Here is a 24,321-nt window from a genome sequence, read left to right on the forward strand (position 1 = left end):
CATGTATTTATTTAAAACATTCCTTGGCCGTCTACATAGTGTCTACATTAGACAAAAATAAAAAAGCCCCAACAATAAACAAGTGCTGAGGCTTTGATATATGGTGGGCACACAGGGACTTGAACCCCGGATAAAGGGATTATGAGTTAATACTTCATCTGTACAACAAAATTATTATAGATAAACATTTCATTGAGCTGGTTAAAACGATATATGGATAAAGTAACTAGGGCCACTATGGGGGCAAAGTGTAAAATAGGGTTTATCTAAACTTATGTATGTCGTGTATATAGGTGAGGTATTCGTTTGACGCCGCCGGATCAACATATAAATACTATTTTTAAACATTGAAGTAATGTACAAGAAATTAATTTGATGGTAACTATGGTGGTAATATTTTATTTAAAATAAAAAATACTCAACAAAAACAATGCTATACACCTTCTATTTGATAGTGACCCCACCTCCATTTTAAAGTTCAATACAATCAAATAGTTAAGGCGCTTTCGGCGCTTTTTTTATGCCTGCAATTTGATGTATGCCGATGATTGATACTCAACGCCTGTATGACAAATAGCTTAGTTTGCAACTAAATCATTCATTTTAGATGAGCTTAGTGGAAAAGTTGTATGCCTTAATGATTGGCCCGCTTTTCGTTTTTTTTGAAAACGAGGGTAGGGGGATGGGTCTGCAGATGTTTTGTGATCTGAATAGACGCTAAAAGAAACTGTTTTCTTTATTTTCAACAATTGTGAATGTATCCAGTTGTGCTGGAAACCTCATAGAAATGGAGGGTGTGTACCAGAAACTTGAAGGTGACATTTAACCACTTTATCATTGGGCGAAAGACTGATTGGTGGACTTCGTGTGCCATCAGCAGCAACAGAAATCAGGACTGGTTCGTAGATTGCTCATTTCCCGCTGGTTCATGTTGTTTATTAAAAGTCTCAAGTCTTAAATTCCTCACTAAAGTGATTTAGCCGGACTCTTTCGCTCTATCTCAAACCTGTCTCTGCGAGAAAATAGTGTTTCCTGATCTTCGAACAATTGTCCTTGTTTTAGTTATCACCACCTGTATCGCGGCAATCGCCTTATTTCTGTTTTATCGACTGATAAAAGAGATAAATGGATTGCAATATGCCGCCATTGGAGGCGGTTGTCAGGCATTAGGCTCCGTGTTCTTATTACTCAGAGATAGCATCGACCCGATGGTGTCGATCATGGTGAGCAATAGCTGTTTTTTTCTGTCATTTCTTTTTTATTATCAGGCTGTCAGATTACTGACCGATTTAAAAACGAGTTGGGTGATTCCATCCACTCTAATCGTTATTTTGTCCCCGCTGTTTATGTTGTTCCCTGGCAATGAAAACCTTGGCGAACGTATTATCATCTCGTCGTTGGGTCTTGGGATATTAGGCATGATGTGTGGTTGGGTGTTAGGCAAAAATGCCATTGATTTGCCAGGCAGAAAAGGCCTGGCATTGATGTTTTTTTTATTCAGCGCGATAAGTTTGTGGCGTATTCCGAATATGTTGATTACCCCAATTGGGGAAGTGGGATTTTTAGACTTCAATGCAGGCTATATGATTTTTCTGTGGGGAATCATCAACAGTATCGTAACGACCATCGGTCTTATCATATTGGCATCGGAAAAGTTACAGCAACAATTAAGGGTGAAGTTCGAGCAGGTCAGTTATGCCCGTGACATTGCCCATCGTTCGCTACAGGAACAGCAGCACTTCATGGCGATGTTGTCGCACGAGTTCAAAGCACCGATTGGTGCAATCAAAGCCAATGCAGATGCTGCCTTGTTGCTAGCAACGCCACAGACCGGCTTCGTGGAAGAGAGTTTGTCACGAATTAAAAATGTTTCAGAACGACTCAATTCACTGGTGGAGCGATGCCTGGATGATGAATGGATGGCCCATTCAATCGAAAACAACCAGGTCAGTTTAGAACCTGTTTCGCTGACGCAAATTCTCAGGAATTTATCTGACGAATTTAATGTGACATTTCACTCCACAGTTTCTACCGATGCTGTGGTCAAAGGTGAATCCATTTTTCTGCCGGTATTATTTGCCAATTTGATTGCCAATGCCTTGCGGCATGCGAGAAATATTGAATCTGTGCAGGTGAGTTTACTGGAGCAGGGCAATGATTATCTGGTTCAGGTAATGGATGATGGTGAAGGTATTGATGAACAACAGCGCCATTATATTTTTGATAAATACTACCGTGCTGACAATGGTCACTCGACAGGGGGCTCAGGGTTAGGATTGTTTTTTGTCAAAAAAATTACCGAAATGCATGAAGGTGAGGTCACAGTGAACTGTGATGGGCTGACGACATTTACCGTACGGTTAACAAAGACAGAGAGGAACAATGGCTAAGCCCAGAGTTGTAATAGTCGATGATGACGCGGATTTCCGGGCGCCAATCAAAGCTGTGCTTATCAATGAGGGCATTGTGGTGGAAGAGGCAGAATCTGCATCGCAGCTAAGGCGGGTAATGGAGACCTTTCACCCTGATATGGTATTGCTGGATGTGAATTTGCCAGATGACAGTGGTTTCAACATTGCACGCCATTTAAAACAAAATACTTACGTGGATGTGGTCATTCTGTCCTCAATGGGTGAAGTAGAACACCGGGTAAGTGGTCTTAATTCAGGTGCGGATTATTACTTGCCCAAACCCGTTGATATTCGTGAATTATTGGCCGTTATGCGTAATCGTTTTACGACGCAGGCTGTGAACCCTGTCAGGCAGACCGGACGTTGGACGCTGGATACAACGAGCTGGCTTCTGACATCACCCGATGGTCAGCAACATGTTTTGAACAGCAGTGAGTTTGCTTTGTTAAATGAGCTTGCCAAACAGTCTCAGCTGAGTAAGCCGTCAACCCGTGAAGCCTTATATACGGCTATAGGAAAGCCTAATTATTCCCCCGAAAGTCGAAGTCTCGACTTGCATATATCTCGGCTGCGTCAGCGCCTGAGTTCAGACCAGTTCCCGTTCCCGATAAAAACAGTGCGAAATGTCGGCTATGAGCTGACCGAAACCATGGTGATTGTGTAGTCATCTCCCCCGGATTTATTGATACAAATTGATACAAAAATAAGCTTAGAAAATACCCGCCAATTGAGTATGGTTTATCGGTGCAAACAGAATCCTGCAGTGAAATAAAATGCTGCAGGGTTACCTGTTTATCGATGAAAAAAACGTTACAGGAACTCTCATGAACCGGGTATATCGCATTGTATGGAACGCCAGCCGTCAAGCCTGGATGGTCGCTGCTGAGCTCACTCGCGGCAAAACCAAAAGTCAGATCAGCCGTAAAAAAGGGTTGCTGAAGCTGATCAGTAGCAGCTTGTTGGTTTCAACCAGCCTTGCCTATACCGGTACTGCATTGGCAACAAGCTACGACTGGAACATACCGAGTGGTTATTGGAGTGAGGGGGCAAACTGGGCCGAAGGTGCAGCACCAGACGAAGCTAATCCTGAAAGAAACTACATTCGTATCAGTAATGGTGGCGAGGCAATTGTTCACAATACGATTGATCTCGAGGCCAACAACAGTATTCTTTATGTTGGCAATGATACCAGTCAAACTGGTTCACTGGTTATCAACGATAATGGACAACTAACGCTTGGCCTATTGTATATCGGGACATATGACGATTCACAAGGGAAGGTTTTGGTTACAGGTAAAAATGCCCGGTTAAATATGACTAGCACGAGTAGTAGGTCATATTTTGGCTTTAGTGGCAGTGCTGAAATTACATTGAATAACAGTGCTGTTATCACGGCAAATAGTATTACGCTAGCTTCATCTGTTGGCTCTAACGGCATAATTAATATTGGTGCTGCGAAGGATGAGCCGGCAGTTGCTGGGGGGAAGTTTGATGTTAACCAGTTAAGCTTTGGAGATGGGGTTGGCAGTCTGGTGTTTAATCACACTGATGAGGATCTTCAATTTCGCTCTTCAATAATTGGTAAGGGAGATATTGAGCTCTATAGTGGCACGACCCGATTCACTTATTATAATCAGCGGTTTTTTGCTGGTGATATGCGAGTAAATGGAGGCACGCTGGCAGTCGATTCAGGTAATACTCTAAACGTTGGAAGTATATATGCTAGTCAGGCAGCCAATTATCATCAGGAAACCAATGCCAAATTGAGACTTGGGGTGGCTACAATGGATAACTATGCCAAGTTGAATGTGATGGGGACTGCCACATTTGCCAAAGATACTGGTCTGGATGTCAATGTGATGGGGTCACCATCACTGACTCAGGGCGGCACTCTATCGAGTGTGATCAGTGCAGGCACACTCAACGCTTCTAGTTTTACCATGACTGATAACTCAGCTTTATATGATTTTGCCTATGAGATTAATGGCAATGTAGTTGACCTGAAAGTCATTGCTGAAGGAACGGGAGGGGATTCGGGCGATGACTCTGGCAATAGCGTGCTCAGAAGTGTTAATAGTCAGGGCTTTACACCAGGCCGCGGTGCTGCCAGGGTGCTGGATACCTTTGTAAATAGTGGTATCACCGGTACTGATATTGAAAATGTCACAACCGCTCTTGGTAAATTATCTACACAACAACAAGTCAGTGAGGCTGTAGCTGAAACCTTACCATTATTAGTTGCAGGCACCACTGGACTGGCTTCGAACACCATGCGCGGCACCAACCGGGTGATCCAAAGTCGGCAGGCCAGTAACCGTGGCTTATCCTCTGGTGATGAGTTCTTGGTGGATAAAGCGGTGTGGTTAAAACCCGTGGGAAGCTGGAGTCGGCAACAAGAGCGTAATGGCGTCAGTGGTTACGATGCTGACAGTTATGGGTTTGTTGGTGGTATTGATGGTGAAATAACGCCCACTAGTCGTTTAGGTTTTGCCGTGTCTTATATGAATACCAATGTTGATGGCAATGGCTTAGCATCTGGCAATCGTGCCGATATTGATGCCTATCAGCTTATCGCCTACGGTAGTCATAACTTGACGCAATTTGAAGATATCGAAGTTAGCTGGCAAGCCGATGTGGGTCTCAATAAAAACGATGGCAAACGCCGTATCAGCTTTATGAACCGCAAAGCCACCGCTGACTATGACAGTTACACAGCACATGTTGGGGCGGGCATTGGCAAGCGCTTTCAGCTGACTGAGCAAAGTCTGATTATGCCGACCCTGCGTGCTGACTATGCTTATATTAAAGATGAAAGCTATACCGAAAAAGGTGCCGGTGCATTAAATCTGGATGTGGATAGTATCAATGCCGAGGAATTGATTCTGATGGCACAAGTGGAAGCTAACCATCAGTGGAGTGAGTCAACTTCTTTATCGACTATGCTTGGTGTTGGTTATGATGTGATTAATGACGACACCAGTTTGACCGCCTCATATACGGGTGGTGGCACTGCTTTTACCACAGAGGGAATAGATCCATCACCCTGGTTAGCGCGTGCAGGGGTCGGAGCGACCATGTCATTGAATGATATGACCGAGCTGACAGCCAGCTATCATTTGGAAGGGCGTGAAGACTTTTTGAATCAAACAGCATCAGTGAATATGCGCTGGCGTTTTTAACAAAATGCTATGTTTAGTATAAAGAAAAGCCTCAGTGGATAACCACTGGGGCTTTTTTTGTGGCTTAATGCCCATGTTAAGTATGACGTTCAAAGTATTTAAGGATGGCAGTTGAAGCAGTTTGTTAAATCGTTTCCTTTTTATATTATTTTTATCCTGCTGATCACTGGCTGTACTCATCTGCCATCTACTCAGGAACGCCTTGCGAGTGCTACAAAGCTTGCTGAAGACGCTGGCTGGACCTCTGAAACCATATCCACCTCCTATTTCGATCTTCAGGCTTTTATACCTGCACAGCGTTTGAAAAATAATCGTTTAACAGTATTTATTGAAGGAGATGGCTTAGCCTGGATTTCACGTTCACAGCCTTCCTCTGACCCTACGCCGTTAAATCCTGTTTCACTGAAGCTGGCCTTAGCTTATGAGTCTGATGATGCCGTGGCTTATCTTGGGCGACCCTGTCAATTCACATCCCATGATCAAAAGCGTTGCACACAAAAATATTGGACCTCCCACCGCTTTTCAAAAGAAGTCATTATCGCCACAGGTGAGGCGATTACAGCACTTAAAATAATGATAGGAGCTTCTGAATTACAGCTGGTAGGCTATTCTGGTGGCGGGGCTATTGCAGCGTTAGTTGCCAGTCGACGCGACGATGTGACGCGTCTAGTCACGTTTGCAGGCAATCTGAACACAACAGCGTGGACAGAACTGCACCATATTTCACCGTTATCAGGGTCGCTCAACCCCGCAGACGCGGTATCAGGGCTTCAAGGTATACAACAGATTCATTTTGTGGGAGAACATGACCGTGTTACCCCTGCAGAAATTGTAGAAAGTTTTAATCGTTTATTACCACTGACAGCGGATAGTCAGATCATTATTATCCCCGAGGCAGATCATCGATGTTGCTGGCTACAGGTCATCAAACAAATGAAGTAAGCGTCTTAATCAATGCTGATAATCAGCACTTAATAAGTTTTGATTTACCCATACAGCAAAAGCCGCTCATTTCGGATAAATCTCACAAAGCTCACCCGGTTGAAGTAGTGTTTTCATGGTTGATAAACGTGAGAATTTAGTTCCTTTTGCCAACTTTCGTCTCTATGCATAAAGGCAATCAAGTGCTGGGCGGAAAGGAAAGTTGAAATAGCACGCTTTAAGATTAGCCTATGTTCTTAAACTAAACTGGTTCGTTATTAGTCATACAGGCATACTGCGTTTCTGTTTTTTTATTATTTTGTTGGAGACAACAGTGTTCAGAAAAAAAATCATTTATGTGCCTCTGCTGATAATCGCTATTGCATTGGGTGGAGCCCATGCAGTTGCTAATAATGAGGCAAATCAGGCAGCTCAGGCGTTAGTTGATGAGTTAGTCGCTAAAATTAACCAGAATGGCGTTCAGGTCGAAGTCGGGGAGGTTGTTGCCAACCCCTATACCAAAGATATTACGGTGAATGATGTTCTCATCACTGATGATGCTGATCGTAAACACCAGATTGGTTTACTGACGATAAGTGATATTGAGTTGAATCAGGCGCAGGATTTTATCTATGCGATGGATATTTCAACTGAGGATGCGTTGTTTACCGTTACCGGTGGTGATGGCACGGAACAACAGGAACAATCTTTAGTTGAAGCATTGCGAAACCTGGGTATTAAAGAAGACAAAATTGGTCACAACCAGCATCTGGCTTACCGCTATCATCCTGTTGAGCGCCAACTGACGCTGAATTTGCAGAATCAGTTTTATAATCCCGAGTTAACAGAAAAAGATGCGGCACAGCTGTTTTCGATGAATCTACATACCAACTTTAGTCAGATCCCGGATCTGGAAAGTCAGATGAGACGGTTAAGAAATAATGAGGATATGTCGGCTGTTACAGCAGAATGGATGCAGACTGGTTTGATAACAGCTGCCATAGAGTTTGAAGATGCTGGTGCGTGGCAGCCTTTAATAGAGCAAGGTGCTGAAAGTGCAGGGATGACTACAGAAGAATATAAAGCTGGCTTGAAACTGCAGATTCAGCAACAGTTTTCAGCTTTACAGGCGCTTTCACCCGGATTAAGAACCCAGTTGATTGAAGCCAGCAGCCAGTTTATTGATAGCGATACACCACAAGTCGAGCTGGATATAAATTCTAAAAGCCCCGAAGGTGCTGGAATATTTCTGGTCTTTATGGCGACGTTGATGTCGCCAAACGCACTTGAAAATTATTTTGATATTCAGGTAGCAGCCGAATAGGTCATGCTTATTATATCCATTTGGCTGAAAGCTTCCCAATAGCTTGTTTTAGCTGGAGTTTCACGGATAGCTACAGGAATTATTCCTCAATCTTTCCTGACCTATTGTTATCATCAAAACAGGCTCTTTATAATGAGAATGGTTGTTATTAAAGCTCAGTATCAAGTTTTGTCCCTGCAACATTAGCATTAGCTATCCATGAAGCTTAAGGACTACTTGTTTGTTATGGTTTGCTTGTAACTTTATCCCGGTAACGTTGAAAGGATGAGCATTAATAATGAATCATGTTTAACGCATATTAAACCAACTTAATTTTTCAGCTGATAAAGTTGATGCTCGTTGAGAAGGCAATGTTGCCGGAATTATTGGGAGATCAAAATGAAAAAAAATCGTTTGTTAATTGCTGTGGGATTGTTTGCTTTATTACCATTCACAGCATTTGCCGATGAATGTGATTTAGTAATTGAAGCGACAGATCAAATGACCTACAACACTAAGAAAATGTCAGTTCCTGCCAGTTGTGAAACAGTCAAAGTCACCCTTAAACATATAGGTTCAATGGCTAAAGATATGATGGGCCATAACTGGGTTTTGACCAAGACAGACGATATGCAGGCAGTCGTGAAAGCTGGCGCTGCTGCGGGACTGGATAATAATTATCTGCCGGAAGGTGATGATCGTATTATTGCCGCGACGGAAGTAATAGGTGGTGGCGACTCGGCGGAAGTTGAGTTTTCTACTGAAGGACTTGCTGATGAAAAACTGACTTTTTTCTGCTCATTCCCTGGGCATAGCGGAATGATGAACGGTCGTTTCAATATCAAATAAGTTCACCTGAAATCCTCCCTCCAGCTTGGGACTGTTGTTCTTTAACAGCCATCACTGCTGGAGGGAGGATTTTTTATTTATATCATTCGTAAAGTGCCGGGTCGACTTCTGGCAAAGCTTCGAATTGAGGCCTGGCAAAATAATAACCCTGAAATAAAGCCACGCCTTGATCGCGGATAAATTGAAACTCTTCTATCGTTTCGACACCCTCAGCAATGACTCTTATCTCCAAATCCTTACAGGTCATAATGATTGAGCGGACAATCGATTGTCTGACTTTATCTTTATTAATACCCCGAATCAGTGCCATATCGAGTTTGATAATATCTGGCTGCCAGTCGGCGAGCAAATTTAAGCCGGCATAACCGGAGCCAAAATCATCAATTGCTGTAGTGAAATTATGCCGTTTGTATTCATCAAAAATATTTTTCAGATGATTATTATCAGTAACCTTTTCCACCTCGGTGACTTCAAATATTAAATTTTTGGTGGGAAAATCCATTAAATCAGCTGCTTCCAATGTCGCTCGAATGCAGGTTTCCGGACGATAAACGGCATTAGGAAAGAAATTAATGCTGAGCATGCCTTGTAAATCAAGTTGTTTAGCCAGCTGAATGGCTTTCACCCGAATTGTCTGATCAAAGGAATAACGATTGGTGTCATTCAATTTATCCAGAATGGTATAAGCCGGCTCATTATTTATGCCACGAACCAGTGCCTCGTAACCAAAAATCTGTTTTTCCTGAATATTAACAATTGGCTGAAAAGCCATTGAAAAATTGAAGTCCAATCCACCACCTTCTAAACATTTATTACAACCTAAAGGTTTGAAATCGGGTAGTTGATTTGTCATTTGATACTCTTTCTGTGTGTTGTTTATCGTTGGATAGTCATCTGTCATCAGATAAAAATCGTCTGATCAGTTTTCTTTATCGGGTTATTTAAATAATGTTTCAGCTGATAGGCAAAGTTGTCAGCATTATCATTCGATAACTTTTCTGGTAGCTCTTGCCTCAGCCGGCGCATATCGCCCTGACTGATATCAATGTATCCCATTGCCCAATTATTAAAAATGTATTTATTGCTAAGGCATATATTAATGAGTTTACAGTCATGATGACGTTCATCATCAAGGATTCTTTTATAGAGAGCGATAACAGCTGTTTCGGGACCTTCGAGCACCTGAATAAAATCGGAATGGTTATAACATAGGATGCCATGAATCTGAATGCGCTGATTATTTTCACGACTCTGATGTAACAATCTGGTTAAATCGACATCGGATAAGCGATTATGGGTTTTACTGGTATACAAAATTCTCAATAAGCTTTTCGTCAAAATACCGCATCCTGTTATCCAATACGAACAAGCTGGTACAACTAACCTCGTCTTGTTTCAGATTAGTCTATGTCAGTGAATGCACGACGACAAGCTTAAACATGCATCTAACAGACCTGTATCACCTTTCTTGATAACCGTCCTTGAGCTGCTGTATTTTGTCAGACTAATCAATCTGGACAGTTAATCTTGGGGCAACTGTTATGGGTCAGAGGTTCAAGCAGTAACATCTCCTGAAATGTGGACTGAATATTTTTATCATCAGGTGCCAATCGTGTCGCACAAGATGCAGAAGCTAACGCAGTTTGATGGCAACCAATATCTTTCAGGCTATAGGCCCGGTTATTCCACAGAGAAGCGTCGTATGGGAATTGTTCGGTTAATTGACCATAGACATTATCAGACTTATCAAAACGCTCCTGCTGATAATACAAATTGGCAAGTGCGATTCCTGCCTGCTGATGTTCGCTCCAATGCTCCATCGCAGCGATATAGGCTTGTTCTGCTGTTTTATGCTGTCCGGTCTTTTCAGCATCATAGGCAGTTTGTAACCAGGCCGGCATGTTCGCGGTGGCAGGGATTTGTTCAGGCCTGACAATGACCAGTGCCCAATGATCGGTGCGGGCCCAGGTACGTTCAAAGGTTTTTAATGTTGTTTGCCATCGTTTGGTTTCACCAGAACGCAGAATGAGTTCCTGTGAGTTGATATCAAAACCTATCACTACGGCATAATGCCAGAAGGGTTTCCAGTTATAGCCAAGGTTTTGCATCACTAAAACGGGATTGCCATTCGCCACTTCAGTCAATAAATCGTTCATCTTTGGCGCCAAAGGGTAGGGCATCAAGCCTTGTTTTCGAGTTGCCGCAACCATTTCTATCTGCAGGCTGCCTTGTTTCTGTGGAATATAGACCTGGTCAGTTAACTGATCGGGTGTGATATCGACGCCACGATATTGCATCACGGTTGCTAAGGCAGCCGGACCACACTGATATTGGGTCTGGGGAAAAAAGGGCACATCATCGAGCTCGGCCTGAACTGGATCGAATGGCTGTTGATTCAGAAGATTTGTCTGAGGTGTATGACTGCAAGCGGTCAACAATAAGCTCAGTAATATTAAAACACCCAGCCGAAGCTGGGTGTAGAGAGAGCGATTATCTATTTGCATAAGCTTGAATCAGATTAACGGACCGGTCTGACAAAAGGGAAAATGTCGGTTGCACCGATAGCGTCAGTAATAACAAACACCACAAAGATAAGTACTATTGCACCGAGTATCCCGCCAGCTGGCATGTCATTAATTTGCTCATTTAACTGGGCAATTTCAAAATCAGTCATGCTGTTGACACGATCCTGAACGGTTTCAGGGGCAACTCCCATTGACAATAGTTGTTGCTGAACATCGTCACGTTCCAGCATGGAAGACAATTGCTCGCGGTCATATGCAGATTGTTGTGATTGAATAACATCAGGCGTGCTGATCATTGCTGCCTGCACCGGTAAGGTGATGCTTCCGAAAAAGCCAAGCAAAGCAATCCACGCAAATACTTTTTGTTTCATACATCCCTCCGTTGATTTAAAAGGCCAAGAACTGGCCTGAATTTCAGCTTACCATGACTACGGTGACAAGAACTATATAAAACCAATTCTATTAACTTCAAGCATCAAAAAAAGCCCTAGTGTGATGAATTACCTTCGATTTTGATTATTTATTAGGTAGAGTTTCTTTATATTTTGCTTGATGGCAAACTTAAGCAAATAAAATCAACGTCAATTTTTTGCTGATGAATGGCTCAATTTGATATTGATTCCCTGAAAAATGAATTCGTTCATTCAACGTATGCGCTATTAATGGAGCTGGTTATTCGCACTAATCAAAGCTTATTGCTTAAACCTTTTACCTTTGTAACGTCTTTTGTGGCGTTTTTGTTTTGTTTGGTTTTAACCTATTTCGTTGCAGGGAAAATGGCTGAGATGGAGTCTGTTCGTTTAGAGGCTGCTTATAACGTCACTTTTAATCAGGCCGTCGATGCCGTGGTCGTAAAAATAAATGCCTATGAGGAAATGCTACGAGCTACCCAGGGCTTGTTTTATGTCTCTCCTGATTTGTCTCGTGAGGATTTTGCCAATTTTTATCAAAGCCTGAAACTGGAAGAAAATTATCCAGGCATTCAGGGACTGGGCTATGTAGTTGCTCTCTCTCCAGAACAAAAACAGATGCATATTAATGCAGTCAGACAATCCGGTATGTTGAGCTATGATATTCATCCTCAGGGAGTGCGTGATAAATATACCTCAAACCTTTATATCGAACCTGTTACCAAGAAAAATATGCGGGCTTTGGGCTTTGATATGTATGCCGATATCACTCGAAGAGACGCCATGGATAGAGCGGTCAAAACCGGCAAGGCAAGCATTACCGAAAAGGTTTTTTTAAAACAGGATGGTTCAGACTCGACCATCAATGGTTTGTTGATGTATCTGCCTGTGTACATCGACGCGAGCGAATCAGACGTTGCCATTGGTAAGCGAACTATTCATTCAGGCTGGGTCTATGCAGTGTTTCGTATTGATGATGTTTTGCAGGATGTGTTGATGACACATAAGAATGTCGGCTTGCTAAACATATATGATGATGAAGCCGAAAAATCCGAAAGCCTGTTATTTTCTCAGCCTGGAGTAGCATCCGAAGAGTCATTTAGTTTGCAAAAAAGCTACGAGGTGGGTGGCCGTACCTGGTCATTTGTAGGCCAACCTGATCGGGAATTTGCTGATTCGATCCTGCGTAACAATACAGTGATAACCTGGATAATCGGAATCGTGATTTCCCTGTTATTTGCCCTGGTGATTGCGGCCATTGCGAAAAGCCGGGCAAACGCCATCCGTATTGCTTCACAAATGACCAAATCCTATCGACAGAATGCACGGAGACTGGCGCTGGCAACAGAGGCGGCTGAAATTGCTATTTGGGAATGGGATGTGGAAACCAATATTATTATGTTCGACAGTATGGCGAGCAAGGTATTTGGTCTACCCAACTCAACTGAGCAAATGGATTACGCGGAATTTGAAAAATTGATTCACGAAGCGGATCTGTTGCCTTTCCGAGTGGCTGTAGAACAGTCCATTCAACAGCATAAATCTTTTGACGTTCGCTCCAGAATACATCATGGTGCTGAGATTCGAATGATTCATACTTCAGCAGAACTCTATTTCAACGATGCTGGACAGCTGCTTTCTCTGGTCGGTGTCAGCTACGACATCACCGAAGACTGGCAGCACCAGAAAAGGATTCTGGAGACTGAGCAACGTTGGAAACACGCTCTCGAGGGCAGTGGAGCCGGGGTCTGGGACTGGGATGTGGCCAATAATGTTGTGGTGTTCTCTGATAAATTACTGGCCATGCTCGGCTATGCTCCGGGTGAAATTATCGGTCAGATGGAACATTGGCTGAAATTAATACATCCTCAGGATATCGAAAGGGTAACGGCCGATATCAACCGGATGTTTAGTGGGGAAAAACCGGAATATCGAAATGAGCATCGTATTCTCAGCAAGGATGGCAGCTGGAAATGGATGCTGGGCAGCGCCACGGTAGCCGAACGTGATGCCGATGGGAATCCGATTCGCGTTATTGGCACCAAAACCGATATTTCATGGCGTAAACAGGCTGAGTTGGCATTGCAACAAAGTGAAGAACGTTTCCGCAATGCGTTTGATACCGCCGCAATTGGCATGGCGATTGTTGGTCTGGATGGTCGTTGGTTGGAAGTAAATGGTGCACTCTGTCGAATGTTGGGATACAGCGAAGAAGAGTTGATGGATAAAACCTTTGTTGATGTCACACATCCAGACGATCTGGATTTGGATCTTGAGTATGTACGGAAATTACTCAATGGGGATCTCGAACACTATCAGATGGAAAAGCGCTATTTTCATAAAACCGGTGATGTCATTTTTGTATTGCTGAGTGTGTCGTTAGTTCGTAATGAAAAGGGCGAGGTCATCCATTTTATTTCACAAATTGAAGATGTAACCGCTCGCAAATCCGAATCGGATCGTATTCGTCAGATGGCATATCACGATACCTTAACGGGGCTACCAAATCGGCGTTTGTTTGATGAACGAATTGGTCATACTCTGGCACATGCGAAACGGGTGGGCTATCCCATTGCGTTGATGTTTGTCGATGTCGACCACTTTAAACAAATTAACGATACCCATGGTCATGATGTTGGGGATGAGATTCTTAAATCTGTTGCTGACAGAATGTCACACTGCTTACGACAGACAGACACCTTAAGCCGTGTCGGTGGTGATGAATTTGTTATTTTACTCACCGAACTCAAAAAGCCAGATGATGCCAAATTAGTGGCAGAGCATATTCTGGAAACGGTATCGAAGCCTTTAAATGTAAATACGCATGACTTTCGTATTACCCTGAGTATCGGGGTAGCAATCTTCCCAGGCGATGCTGAAAACGAAACGGTCAGCGAGCTTACCAAAAAGGCGGACCTGGCCTTATACGAGGTGAAATCTGCTGGACGTAATGGGGTGCATATATTCGGTTCAAATCACCTGATCGCTCAACTCTGACAGCCAGAATAGTCAGGTTAATCTGAGTCCTGTTCTGCCGTCAGCTTGGTTAATTTACGGCGTAACAGGTTGGCAAACATATTCAGTTTGGGTCTTTCGTCATTGGTGAAGGCGACTGGCCGAATATGTTGCATTGCATGGATACCAATTCTGGCCTGATACAAACCCACACCAAATCCCTGGGCCACGCTGCCCAGAATTTTGCCCCCCAAACCAATACCGACCTGTTCAGAAAAGAAACTAATGCCCGCCTGGCTGGCGTAACTGCCAAGTGCAATTTTGCATACCCGTAGATTTAATCGCCATTGAGCTAAGGGGTTTAATCTGACGCCATAAATCATATTGATCTGGTTAATCATTTTCAGTGTTTTCCAGACCACTAACAAAGAATCAACAACTGCCAGCTGGCTGACCGCAATCATTGCAGCACTGCTGATACTGGTACGTTCAATAATATGGATTGCCTGGCGGTCCAGCTGTCGGTAGAAATCTTCACTGATACGATAGACAACTTCACTGTCATTTAGATAGTCAGGTAGCTTATCAACACAAGGTTTTAATAAATCAGCCTGTGGCTGACCATCATAGAAAGTCTCTAGCGAATTCAGCCATTTTTTTGCATTGCCGATATGTTGTTCATGGACCAGTTGAGCGGCCTGTTCGCGGATTTGATCGGCCCGTTTAAGCTGTTTCTGGTTGCGGCGATACACCAGTAATTGCTGTCCTACCAGGCCTGCTAAAAAAGCTGCGAAGGCACTGAAGGCTAACCCCATCGCTTTGCTTTGTTGCCAGAGCATTTGTGCAAAATCAACTATATCCCAGGCCAACATACCGATTAACAGAATGAACAATGTGACGATCAACCATTTCAAACCACGATTACGGCGCGGCGGTATCAGTAATGTGTCGTCAAAATCGAGCAATGGATCAGTTTCCACCGAATCAGGCAGGTTGACCTCGTTGTTTTCGGAGAGAACTTTGAAAAAGTTTTCAGTTTCCTCGGGGGATATATCCGCTTTTTGCTTAGCTTCCTGTTGTGGTTTAGGTTTAAAAAAATCTTCTGTGGAAGCCATCAGAATTTATCTCCTATCAAATCCCGTAATACTTTATCCATCCGAATATGAGCCAGACGTCCGCCCATTATCAAGTCAGGGTTGAGCGGAGCTCGAAGTACGGGCGGATTCCAGCGTGATAACTGATGCCACTGATCGGTATCAGGAAGTTTGTCGGGAATAGCAGGGTGGCGTAGTTCGCCATATTGTCCATCCAGTAGTCTGGCAGTCAGATGATCATTATGATCATGTGTCGTTCTTACAGCGGCCGCTATCTCCGTTTCGATTTGAATACGATTTCTAACCGATTGTGGGCAGATATGGCTGATTATATCGTCACACAGACGACGCAAAGATTCGTGCTGATTCATTAAAATTCGATCCGGTTTGGATGCCAGAAACAGAATTTTTTCGACCTGAGGGCTGAATAAACGGTTCAGAAACGCATTATGCCCCACGCGATAGCAATCGATAATCCGGCTGAAAGCAATCACCATATCGTCAAATTTTTCCTTGCCTCCGCTCAAAGCTTTCAGCACATCGATCAATACCACCTGACGATCAATGCCACGGAAAAAAGTTTTATAAAATGGCTGAACAAAGTTTTTCAGATAGGTTTTATAGCGTTGCTGCATGACTTTGTATAAGGAGTCATCATCGGCATTGTCTAATGCTTGCGGGCTTAGCGCTTGCAGATTGAACAATGGTATAAACACTGGAAAGTCACTGCTGTCAGGCAATAAAGCCCGCCCAGGTTGAATAAATGTCAAACCTGCTGTTTTACATGTCATCAGAAAACTTCGATAACGGACAAATAATGCTTCAATTTGTTGTTCATCAATTGGGGCGAGCGGATCCAAATCATTAAACTCTTTTTGCATCTCTTCCGCGAGTTGATGACGGATGCCTTTGGAACAAAGTGCAGCAGTATCCATACTCCATTGCCGATAATCTTGCTGCAACATGGCAATGTCGAGCAACCACTCACCTGGATAATCACGTAATTCCAGCGTGAATCGACGGGTTTCTCCTGTAAAGGTCGGCAACATGGATTTCTTTTTGAATTCAATGATTAACCGGCAACCGCTGATATGAGTAGTTGATGGTGGCCAGGCAGGTGGATCATCTGCCAGAGCCTGAATTCCCTGTTGATAATCGAATAGTGGTAAATCATCCAGTGGCTGTAATTTGACATTTAACAGGCGTTCATCTCTGGCTGGCAGGAAGCCTCCCAGATTTGCATTACTGGAATATTTGAGTTGATGAATAAGGCTGGTAATAAAAGTCGACTTGCCACTACCGCTAAAACCGGTAATGCCGATACTTAGATGTTTATCGAGACTGCGCGCCACCCATTTGCTGGCTTGTTGATCAATTCCATCAAGTGTTTTATTAAGGCGCAGACCTAGTTTTTCAATCTTTGAATTCATAGGCATCAGCTTACATCAGACGCTTGCTGTCTGTCTGAATTAAGAAGCAGTTGAACGTTTGTCATAATACATACTGTTATCAGCATGCAGAATCAGCTCATCGGCATCCTTACCATCATGAGGATAACAAGCAATACCAATGCTGGCACTGATATTCAGCATCACGCCAACATTTAATTCATAACCAACCGATAACTGTTCCCGTAGCTTTTCCGAGACTTGCATGGCTTCTTCCAGATTACTGTGGTTAACAATAATGGCGAATTCATCTCCCGCCAGTCTGGCAGCCGTGTCTGACTGACGAATTGATTCACGAATACGTTGTGCCACCAGGATCAGCAACATATCGCCATTCAGATGCCCATAGTTATCGTTGACTAGTTTGAAATCATTGAGGTCGATATAAAGCAGGCAAAAGGGCTGTTTATATCGGGCTGATTCGGTAATGGCCTGATTCAGTCGATCATAAAATAAAACCCGATTGGGTAACTGCGTCAGACTGTCATGTGTTGCCTGCCACTGCAGGGCGTTTTCAGATTTTTTACGCTCGGTAATATCAATGACAACAACCAGCATTCTGTCCTCGTTGATTGGCGAAGAGCGGGCCATGAAAAAATGCTGTTTGCCTGACAGATTCAGTTCGTATTCGTAATAATCACTTTCTCCACTACCCAGCGTTTTTTGTAACGCCAGTAACGTCCGCTGCGCCAGAAAGTCAGGTAATGTTTCAGTTATATGTTTATTAATAAAGTCCTGTTCAGACATCAGCAATGGCACACCATCGCCGTGTTCAAAATCAATGATTTTGCCATTTTTATCAATGGTAAACAGCAGATCCGGAATGGCTTTGATAATCGCCTGATTACGCTGATAGCTTTGCTGCAGAGCCGCTTTGCTTTCAATCAGCTGTTTGTTTATATCCAAACGCCGGCCAATTAACCAGGCGGTGGCCAGAATCAGTAACATTAGGGATAGCGCGGTCAAAAAGCTGTTACGGAGATGCGCAAAACGGTAGTTGGAAATTAATTCATCGACTACGGCTCGATTTTCACCGACAAAAACGTGTAACTTCCATTTAGGCAATGTCTGATAGGCAAATTGATAATCACCACTAAAATGCTGATAAATCCCTTCACCGGTTAAGGGTAGTTTGTCTTTATCGCTCCGATCTTTTACGTAATCCAGAGTTTGCCCAACTTCGAAGTTTCTATAGGGGACTCGAAATACAACTTCACCTTCTTGATGAACAATCGATGAAAATAGCTGGGCATTGACACTGATACCACTAAGAGCCCATGAAAAGGTTTCGATATCGATAACGGCGGCGATGACCCCTTGAAAATTATCGTTCGAATCATAAAGACCCCGACTGATCACCATAACCGGCTCTGAATGTCCCCTGCCAGGAAGCATGGGTTTTGAAGTGAAAACGCCATCCGTTTTTGAGTTCTGATGCACTTTAAAATAGTCTCGCCCGGATAAATCCAGCTGACTACGCTGATGCATGGGATAGCGTAACAGCCCATCCGCATTGATATGCAATAGAGCCTGCATTTCAGGATTATTTTGAGAATATTTCTCAAGGAGATAAGTATGAGGTGCAGAATTTTTAATAAAATCGGGATATGAACTGATCAGTTTCAACGTTTGATCAATGGCTTCCAGTTTAGATTCCAGTAACTGGGTCTGCATCAATGCCAGCAACTGGTTACGTTGCTCGATCTGTTGGTTAATTTGTGAGGAGTAGGCTGATAACTGCGATTGATAATTTTGATAAATGACCAGCAACGTCAACCCAATCAGCACGAAGGTATAAAGCAGTAGTTTGCTATGAATTGGGTAAGGTAATTTTATAACAGGTTTATCAGACACCGGACAAACCTATTAGAGAAGGTATTGGCGAACCACGGAAAATGGACTCCGTTCGCTGGATCGAAATAAGAAAAAAGTTGAGTCAATACAAAACAATGGTGTTATCTCAGCAAACAGGACTGTTACATTCTGATTCAAATATATCATTAATTACTAACTGAATTGGATTTGACATGATTAGGTGGCTAACTATAAGCTGGCTATCATGTTACAAGTTAAAGATATTCCTAACGCTGAAATATTACAGAAGTTTGCCGATCGTTACCCGCAAACCGACATTAAAAATGTCATGACATTTTTGAATCTGCTGCGCGTCGGTTCTGATTTGTCTTTGGGATTAAACAGCTATCTTGCGGAATATGACTTGTTACAGGGACGATGGTGGGTTTTGCTATTGCTGATGCGAGAGGATAACCTGAGTTCAACACCCTCAGCGCTGGCTAAAAAAGCGGGGGTTTCGCGAGCCACCATGACCGGTTTATTAGATGGGTTGTTACGCGATAAATTAATCAGTCGCGTGCATGGTAAGCGGGATAGACGGCAGATACTGATTCGAATGACCGTTCTGGGACAGGCAAAACTTGATGAGGTAATGCCTGGTTATTATCAACGTGTAAATCAATTAATGCAGGCGCTGAGCGAAACTGAAACAACCCAACTTATGTCGTTATTGAAAAAAATCTATCAACAACGACATGTTTTTGAAGATGAATCTCATCTTAAATAATGTAAAAAAAAAGGAATCTCTATGAAATTTTTAAATCGTTTATTACCCTTAAGTCTGCTTATTCTGGCAGTGAGTGCATGCAGTAACCCCGGTGCTGATTATGATGCACAGGAAGTCATTAATTCTGCCAATGAGCAGTGGAATGCTGCTTTCAACGATAAGGATCTCGATGCGTTAACCGAACTTTATGCATCACAAGCCACTTTGTCGCCCGGTGATGGCAATGTGTTGAATGGCCAGCAGGAGATTGCGGCACTGTTTCAGGGCTTTTTCGATAATGGGCTGCACAATCATAATATAACCACTATCGCCACTTATTCATCTGCAGGACAAGTCAGTCAATTGGCTAACTGGTCAGCAGATGTTGAAGGTGAAAATGGTGAAACGATGACATTTAATGGTGTGTTGATGACAGTTCTGCAACAGAACGACCAGGATGAATGGGAAGTCGTTTCACATATCTGGAATATGGCTGAATAAATCCAACAGTCTTTGCAGCAAAAAAAGCCGATCTCAATGATCGGCTTTTTTATGCTAGGGCTTGTTTATCTTTCATCTCCGCCTCTGTTGTGAGCTGAAAAAGCGTCAATCAAGGCACGAGGAGCGCCTTTTAGTTGTTCTAAATAAGCGACGAGTAACGCAGAGTGACGCTTTTTCAGTCACAACCCGAAGGGCTGGGACGATTTTTGCGGCCGCCTGTGTTGTCAATCACTTATGTAGGAAGGCTACACGGCGTGCTTTCCGCCTTGTCGGACACAAAAATAGCCGCCAGCAGTGGTGGATATGAAAGATCAACAAGCCCTAGAGGAATATTGAAAGGAAAACTTGCCTAGGTCATAAAGGCTATGCTAAAAACCCTATTGATTTTATGGTTTTTATAAGGATATTTCCGGTGAGCGCCTTACTGAAGCAACAAAGACACTCTCTTTTGGAAATGCTGTTTGATCGAGTACATGAAGGCATCATTATTACCAATGCCGATAATATCATTGTTGATGTAAACGATACATTATGTTCCATCACCGGTTATAGCAGAGACGAATTAATCGGCCAACAACCCAATATTCTAAGCTCCGGCAAACAAAGTAAAGCCTTTTACAGCACAATGTGGCAAAGCCTGTCAGATAACGGTTATTGGTCGGGTGAGGTGTGGAACCGTAAAAAAGACGGGTCATTTTATGCTGAAGTGCTGACGATTCATCGCACCACTGATCCGCAGACGGGTGAGATGTTTCATTTGGGACTGGTTTCTGATATCACCATGTTAAAGCAGCATCAGGCCGAACTGGAGCGACTGGCGCATTATGATGCGTTAACCGCTTTACCTAATCGAAATCTGCTGGTGGATCGCTTTGAACAGGCCATCGCCCATAGTAATCGTACGCAAACATTATTAGCAGTATGTTTTCTGGATCTGGATAACTTTAAACCTGTTAATGATGAGTTGGGACATAACGCCGGTGATGAATTACTGATTGAAGTCGCGCAGCGTATCAAGAGCATGTTGCGACAGGATGATACCGTTTCCCGTTATGGTGGCGATGAGTTTGTCATGTTGCTTGGTGAAATCAAAAACCGTCAGGATTGCGAACTGTTGCTGCACCGATTAACTGAAGAGCTAAGCCGACCCTATCTGATTGAGCACAATACCATCCGCATCAGTGCCTCAATTGGTTATACCGTTTATCCATTTGATCAGGGGTCGATGCAAACCCTGATCGAGCACGCTGATCAAACGCTGTATAAAGCAAAACTGGACGGTAAGAAAACCTTTCGCATGTATGAAACAGGGAACGAAGCCTGGCGTGATGAAAAAACCGAGCAGCTTTATGCTATTCGCCGGGCTTTGAGTGAAAACCAGTTTCAGTTACACATGCAGCCAAAAATCAATATGTGCAGTGGGGAAGTGGTCGGATACGAAGCACTGATTCGCTGGTTGCAACCTGAAAACGGACTGGTGTTTCCGCAACAGTTTTTGCCTTTAATTAACGGCACATCGTTGGAAATTCAGTTAGGTGAGTGGGTCATTCGTCAGGCGTTGAGTTATTTACAACAATGGCAGGCCGACTCTAAACAATGGAATATCAGCATCAACCTGTCGGCCTATCATCTTGGAAGTAATGGTTTTTTAAAGAGACTTGGCGAGATCGTTGATGAGTTTCCAGCAGTGGATTTACAGTATTTCCAATTTGAGATTCTGGAAAGTCACGCTCTGGATGATCTCAGTCTGATCGTTGATGTGGTCCGTCGTTGCAAGGATGAATTCTCTATTGCAACAGTACTGGATGATTTTGGTACAGGATATTCATCACTGAGCCACATCAGGACTTTGCCAGTATCTGCGGTAAAAATTGATCAGACATTTGTGCGGAACATGTTAAATGATGTGGATGACTGCAAAATTGTAGAAGGTGTTATTGCATTGGCCAGATCATTTGATTTGGAGGTCATTGCAGAAGGCGTGGAGTCACTGCGCCATGGTCAGATTTTGCTATCAATGGGCTGTGAACTGGCTCAGGGGTATGTGATTGCCAAACCGATGCCAGTGACGGAATTAACGCATTGGAAGCAACAATTTGAATTGCCTGAAGAATGGTTCAGTTATCGCTATCATCGCCAGCATTTGAAATGGACACAGTTAAACCTATTTTATTTGTATCTGGAATTAAGCCTGGAAAGCCTTGAACAGCGTTTTGATGTGGACCCCGAAGAACTTGAACTGTGGCCAATTCTCTCAATTAAACAATCGCATTGTGGTGTCTGGTTGGAGCGAACAGAAAATCTCCAACTTATTGATAAAGAATGTCTGCAAATTCTAAAAGAAAAATATCGAAGTTTTCATCATCTGTTAACCATGACGATTAAACTCTATCAAGCCGGTAAAAAACAAACGGCCATGCAGAATTTCCAATCGCTCAGAACACGTTATCAGGATATGCATCAATTTGTTCATGCCAAACTAATGCAAATGCAGCCAGCTGAGTTGAATGCGGACAATTTGCAGGCCTTAACAAAAAATTAGGGCCATTGTCGCTTTGGTCAGCCTCTGAAAGAACAACAAGCCTTGGGCTGATTGCAATAGAAATGGGGATGAAAGAGCAATAGCCACTAGGATCCTTACTCCAAATTCACTATGATTAAAAACTTTGTTTAATAACAGGCTGGCCGGAATGCAAAATCGGAAGAGAATTTTCACGCTGACAATCAGCGCGCTGGTTTTGCTGGGATTTATGGCCACCAGTCTGATTGGCTACTTTGTGGCGCGGGATTCCACCAGTGACCAGCTGCAAAAACAAATGCTGCCGCTGACCAGTGATAACATCTACTCCGAAATTCAGCGTGACCTGTTGCAGCCATTGTTAATCTCATCATTGATGGCGAATGATACTTTTATGATTAACTGGGCTGAGAATGGTGAACAGGATCCCCAGCGTTTAGCCGAATATCTGGCGCAGATACAACGAAAATACAATACGATTACCGCTTTTTTTGTCTCTGAAAAAACGCGCAATTATTATCATCCCAAGGGCATTATCAAACAGGTTGATGAGTCAGATCCGGCGGACAGCTGGTATTTCACCACACGAAAAATCACTACCGATTACGATATCAATATAGATTGGGATACCGCCGAACCCAATCGTATGAGCATTTTTGTTAATTATCGCGTTCTGAATCAACAAGGTGAGTTAGTCGGGGTTACCGGTGTTGGCCTGTCGATGGAGTCAGTGGCTCAACTGATTGAAAACTATCAGCGACGCTATGGACGGGAAATCTATTTTGTTGATCGTCAGGGTGAAATTACGCTGCGAAGCAGTCAGTTTCAAGATGATATCTACCTGCAAAACAAAACCGGTTTAGATCAATTATTTATACAGATCCTCAGTAATCCGAGTGCGTCGGTGAGTTATGCGGCGAAAAACGGTAACACTATCTATTTAAACAGTCGTTTGGTTCCCGAATTTGACTGGTTTTTGATCGTCGAGCAAATCAACGATCCCGCCGCTGACCGGATTGAAACGGCGTTATGGATCAATATTGCGGTTTCTCTGGCTATCAGTATCTGTGTATTAATGCTTGCCCATTTCACTATCCGGGGCTACCAGCGTCGTCTTGAATTGATGGCGACTAAAGATAAACTCACCGGGGCGACCAGCAGACAGGTATTCGACTGGGTCTTTAATAAAGCGCAAAAAACTGCGTTACGTAAGGATTGGTCTTTATCAATGATCGTGCTGGATATTGATCATTTTAAATTGGTCAACGATAAATACGGTCACCAGTTTGGTGATCAGGTGCTCAAATCGGTGTCTCGGCTGATAAAACAAAAAGTGAGAGATGTAGACGTTTTGTGTCGCTGGGGTGGTGAAGAGTTTTTATTATTGTTAGAAAACTGTGATCAACAACATGCAGCACGGGTGGCAGAAACGATTCGCGAAGCTGTCAGCGAGCATAAGATCCGGGTTAAAGATGACAGTATCAGCGTAACCATCAGTGCCGGTGTGACAGAGTTTCAACTGGGAGAAAGCATGGATGATCTGATTGAACGTTGTGATCACGCCCTGTATGAGTCCAAAAATAAAGGCCGTAATCGTATTACGGTTTATTAGGGCTTGTTGAGCTTTCTATGACAACAGAGGTGTTT

Annotated in this window: 18 protein-coding genes; 11 read left to right on the top strand and 7 right to left on the bottom strand. The window is 43.2% G+C overall.

Annotation, left to right across the window (positions count from 1 at the left end; all coding sequences use genetic code 11):
* Positions 1-1,025 precede the first annotated feature (1,025 nt).
* The 6 genes from B4F66_RS00160 (at position 1,026) to azu (ending at position 8,663) form a co-directional block, all read left to right on the top strand.
* Positions 1,026-2,390 (top strand): sensor histidine kinase, encoded by a 1,365-nt coding sequence (locus B4F66_RS00160; RefSeq protein ID WP_292355761.1) that lies wholly within the window; start codon positions 1,026-1,028, stop codon positions 2,388-2,390.
* A complete protein-coding gene (locus tag B4F66_RS00165) occupies positions 2,383-3,075 on the top strand; it encodes a response regulator transcription factor (protein WP_292355759.1) in 693 nt (230 codons plus the stop codon). Before B4F66_RS00160 ends, B4F66_RS00165 begins: the two co-directional genes overlap by 8 nt.
* Before the next feature lie 160 nt (positions 3,076-3,235).
* Positions 3,236-5,590 (top strand): autotransporter domain-containing protein, encoded by a 2,355-nt coding sequence (locus tag B4F66_RS00170; RefSeq protein ID WP_292355757.1) that lies wholly within the window; start codon positions 3,236-3,238, stop codon positions 5,588-5,590.
* A gap of 111 nt (positions 5,591-5,701) precedes the next feature.
* A complete protein-coding gene (locus B4F66_RS00175) occupies positions 5,702-6,532 on the top strand; it encodes an alpha/beta fold hydrolase (RefSeq protein ID WP_292355755.1) in 831 nt (276 codons plus the stop codon).
* Positions 6,533-6,845: 313 nt separating this feature from the next.
* A complete protein-coding gene (locus tag B4F66_RS00180) occupies positions 6,846-7,835 on the top strand; it encodes an aq_1923 C-terminal domain (protein WP_292355752.1) in 990 nt (329 codons plus the stop codon).
* Between the two features lie 378 nt (positions 7,836-8,213).
* Complete coding sequence (azu, locus tag B4F66_RS00185; RefSeq protein WP_292355750.1) at positions 8,214-8,663, top strand: azurin; 450 nt, start codon at positions 8,214-8,216, stop codon at positions 8,661-8,663.
* A gap of 82 nt (positions 8,664-8,745) precedes the next feature.
* Here azu and B4F66_RS00190 read toward each other — a convergent pair whose 3' ends face one another.
* The 4 genes from B4F66_RS00190 to B4F66_RS00205 form a co-directional block, all read right to left on the bottom strand.
* Positions 8,746-9,516, bottom strand: coding sequence for an EAL domain-containing protein (locus B4F66_RS00190; RefSeq protein WP_292355748.1), 771 nt, complete (start codon positions 9,514-9,516; stop codon positions 8,746-8,748).
* Positions 9,517-9,563: 47 nt separating this feature from the next.
* The gene (locus tag B4F66_RS00195; protein ID WP_292355746.1) at positions 9,564-10,001 is read right to left on the bottom strand and encodes a BLUF domain-containing protein; all 438 of its coding nucleotides are present in this window, start codon (positions 9,999-10,001) and stop codon (positions 9,564-9,566) included.
* A gap of 170 nt (positions 10,002-10,171) precedes the next feature.
* Positions 10,172-11,167, bottom strand: coding sequence for a PA2778 family cysteine peptidase (locus tag B4F66_RS00200; RefSeq protein ID WP_292355744.1), 996 nt, complete (start codon positions 11,165-11,167; stop codon positions 10,172-10,174).
* A gap of 14 nt (positions 11,168-11,181) precedes the next feature.
* On the bottom strand, positions 11,182-11,559 hold the full coding sequence (locus B4F66_RS00205; protein WP_292355742.1) for a DUF6627 family protein: 378 nt from the start codon (positions 11,557-11,559) through the stop codon (positions 11,182-11,184).
* Between the two features lie 228 nt (positions 11,560-11,787).
* On the opposite strand from B4F66_RS00205, the gene B4F66_RS00210 reads away from it, so the two are divergent.
* On the top strand, positions 11,788-14,595 hold the full coding sequence (locus tag B4F66_RS00210) for a sensor domain-containing diguanylate cyclase (RefSeq protein ID WP_292355740.1): 2,808 nt from the start codon (positions 11,788-11,790) through the stop codon (positions 14,593-14,595).
* Between the two features lie 17 nt (positions 14,596-14,612).
* Here B4F66_RS00210 and B4F66_RS00215 read toward each other — a convergent pair whose 3' ends face one another.
* Genes B4F66_RS00215 through B4F66_RS00225 form a run of 3 tightly spaced genes read right to left on the bottom strand, consistent with a single transcriptional unit; the run spans position 14,613 to position 18,949 of the window.
* The gene (locus B4F66_RS00215) at positions 14,613-15,668 is read right to left on the bottom strand and encodes a TIGR01620 family protein (protein ID WP_292355737.1); all 1,056 of its coding nucleotides are present in this window, start codon (positions 15,666-15,668) and stop codon (positions 14,613-14,615) included.
* Complete coding sequence (locus B4F66_RS00220; RefSeq protein ID WP_292355735.1) at positions 15,668-17,077, bottom strand: YcjX family GTP-binding protein; 1,410 nt, start codon at positions 17,075-17,077, stop codon at positions 15,668-15,670. Before B4F66_RS00220 ends, B4F66_RS00215 begins: the two co-directional genes overlap by 1 nt.
* 39 nt (positions 17,078-17,116) lie before the next feature.
* On the bottom strand, positions 17,117-18,949 hold the full coding sequence (locus B4F66_RS00225; protein ID WP_292355733.1) for a sensor domain-containing diguanylate cyclase: 1,833 nt from the start codon (positions 18,947-18,949) through the stop codon (positions 17,117-17,119).
* A gap of 205 nt (positions 18,950-19,154) precedes the next feature.
* On the opposite strand from B4F66_RS00225, the gene B4F66_RS00230 reads away from it, so the two are divergent.
* From B4F66_RS00230 to B4F66_RS00245, 4 genes are all read left to right on the top strand, one after another.
* The gene (locus B4F66_RS00230) at positions 19,155-19,676 is read left to right on the top strand and encodes a MarR family winged helix-turn-helix transcriptional regulator (RefSeq protein WP_292355731.1); all 522 of its coding nucleotides are present in this window, start codon (positions 19,155-19,157) and stop codon (positions 19,674-19,676) included.
* A 21-nt stretch (positions 19,677-19,697) separates the two neighbouring features.
* Positions 19,698-20,156, top strand: coding sequence for a YybH family protein (locus tag B4F66_RS00235; RefSeq protein WP_292355729.1), 459 nt, complete (start codon positions 19,698-19,700; stop codon positions 20,154-20,156).
* A gap of 412 nt (positions 20,157-20,568) precedes the next feature.
* Positions 20,569-22,698: a putative bifunctional diguanylate cyclase/phosphodiesterase gene (locus B4F66_RS00240; RefSeq protein WP_292354115.1), complete on the top strand. Its 2,130-nt coding sequence runs from the start codon at positions 20,569-20,571 to the stop codon at positions 22,696-22,698.
* Between the two features lie 148 nt (positions 22,699-22,846).
* Entirely contained in the window at positions 22,847-24,286 is a 1,440-nt protein-coding gene (locus B4F66_RS00245; protein ID WP_292354117.1) for a sensor domain-containing diguanylate cyclase, read from the top strand.
* Positions 24,287-24,321: the final 35 nt, after the last annotated feature.

The sequence above is a fragment of the Methylophaga sp. UBA3603 genome, assembly GCF_002375335.1.
GTDB lineage: Bacteria > Pseudomonadota > Gammaproteobacteria > Nitrosococcales > Methylophagaceae > Methylophaga.

What these genes read in the sequence shown, in the direction of transcription:
- B4F66_RS00165 (WP_292355759.1), top strand. Translation starts at nt 2,383, where the DNA reads ATGGCTAAGCCCAGAGTTGTAATAGTCGATGATGACGCGGATTTCCGG.
- B4F66_RS00170 (WP_292355757.1), top strand. Translation starts at nt 3,236, where the DNA reads ATGAACCGGGTATATCGCATTGTATGGAACGCCAGCCGTCAAGCCTGG.
- azu (WP_292355750.1), top strand. Translation starts at nt 8,214, where the DNA reads ATGAAAAAAAATCGTTTGTTAATTGCTGTGGGATTGTTTGCTTTATTA.
- B4F66_RS00190 (WP_292355748.1), bottom strand. Translation starts at nt 9,516, where the DNA reads ATGACAAATCAACTACCCGATTTCAAACCTTTAGGTTGTAATAAATGT.
- B4F66_RS00200 (WP_292355744.1), bottom strand. Translation starts at nt 11,167, where the DNA reads ATGCAAATAGATAATCGCTCTCTCTACACCCAGCTTCGGCTGGGTGTT.
- B4F66_RS00205 (WP_292355742.1), bottom strand. Translation starts at nt 11,559, where the DNA reads ATGAAACAAAAAGTATTTGCGTGGATTGCTTTGCTTGGCTTTTTCGGA.
- B4F66_RS00210 (WP_292355740.1), top strand. Translation starts at nt 11,788, where the DNA reads ATGGCTCAATTTGATATTGATTCCCTGAAAAATGAATTCGTTCATTCA.
- B4F66_RS00215 (WP_292355737.1), bottom strand. Translation starts at nt 15,668, where the DNA reads ATGGCTTCCACAGAAGATTTTTTTAAACCTAAACCACAACAGGAAGCT.
- B4F66_RS00220 (WP_292355735.1), bottom strand. Translation starts at nt 17,077, where the DNA reads ATGAATTCAAAGATTGAAAAACTAGGTCTGCGCCTTAATAAAACACTT.
- B4F66_RS00230 (WP_292355731.1), top strand. Translation starts at nt 19,155, where the DNA reads ATGTTACAAGTTAAAGATATTCCTAACGCTGAAATATTACAGAAGTTT.
- B4F66_RS00235 (WP_292355729.1), top strand. Translation starts at nt 19,698, where the DNA reads ATGAAATTTTTAAATCGTTTATTACCCTTAAGTCTGCTTATTCTGGCA.
- B4F66_RS00245 (WP_292354117.1), top strand. Translation starts at nt 22,847, where the DNA reads ATGCAAAATCGGAAGAGAATTTTCACGCTGACAATCAGCGCGCTGGTT.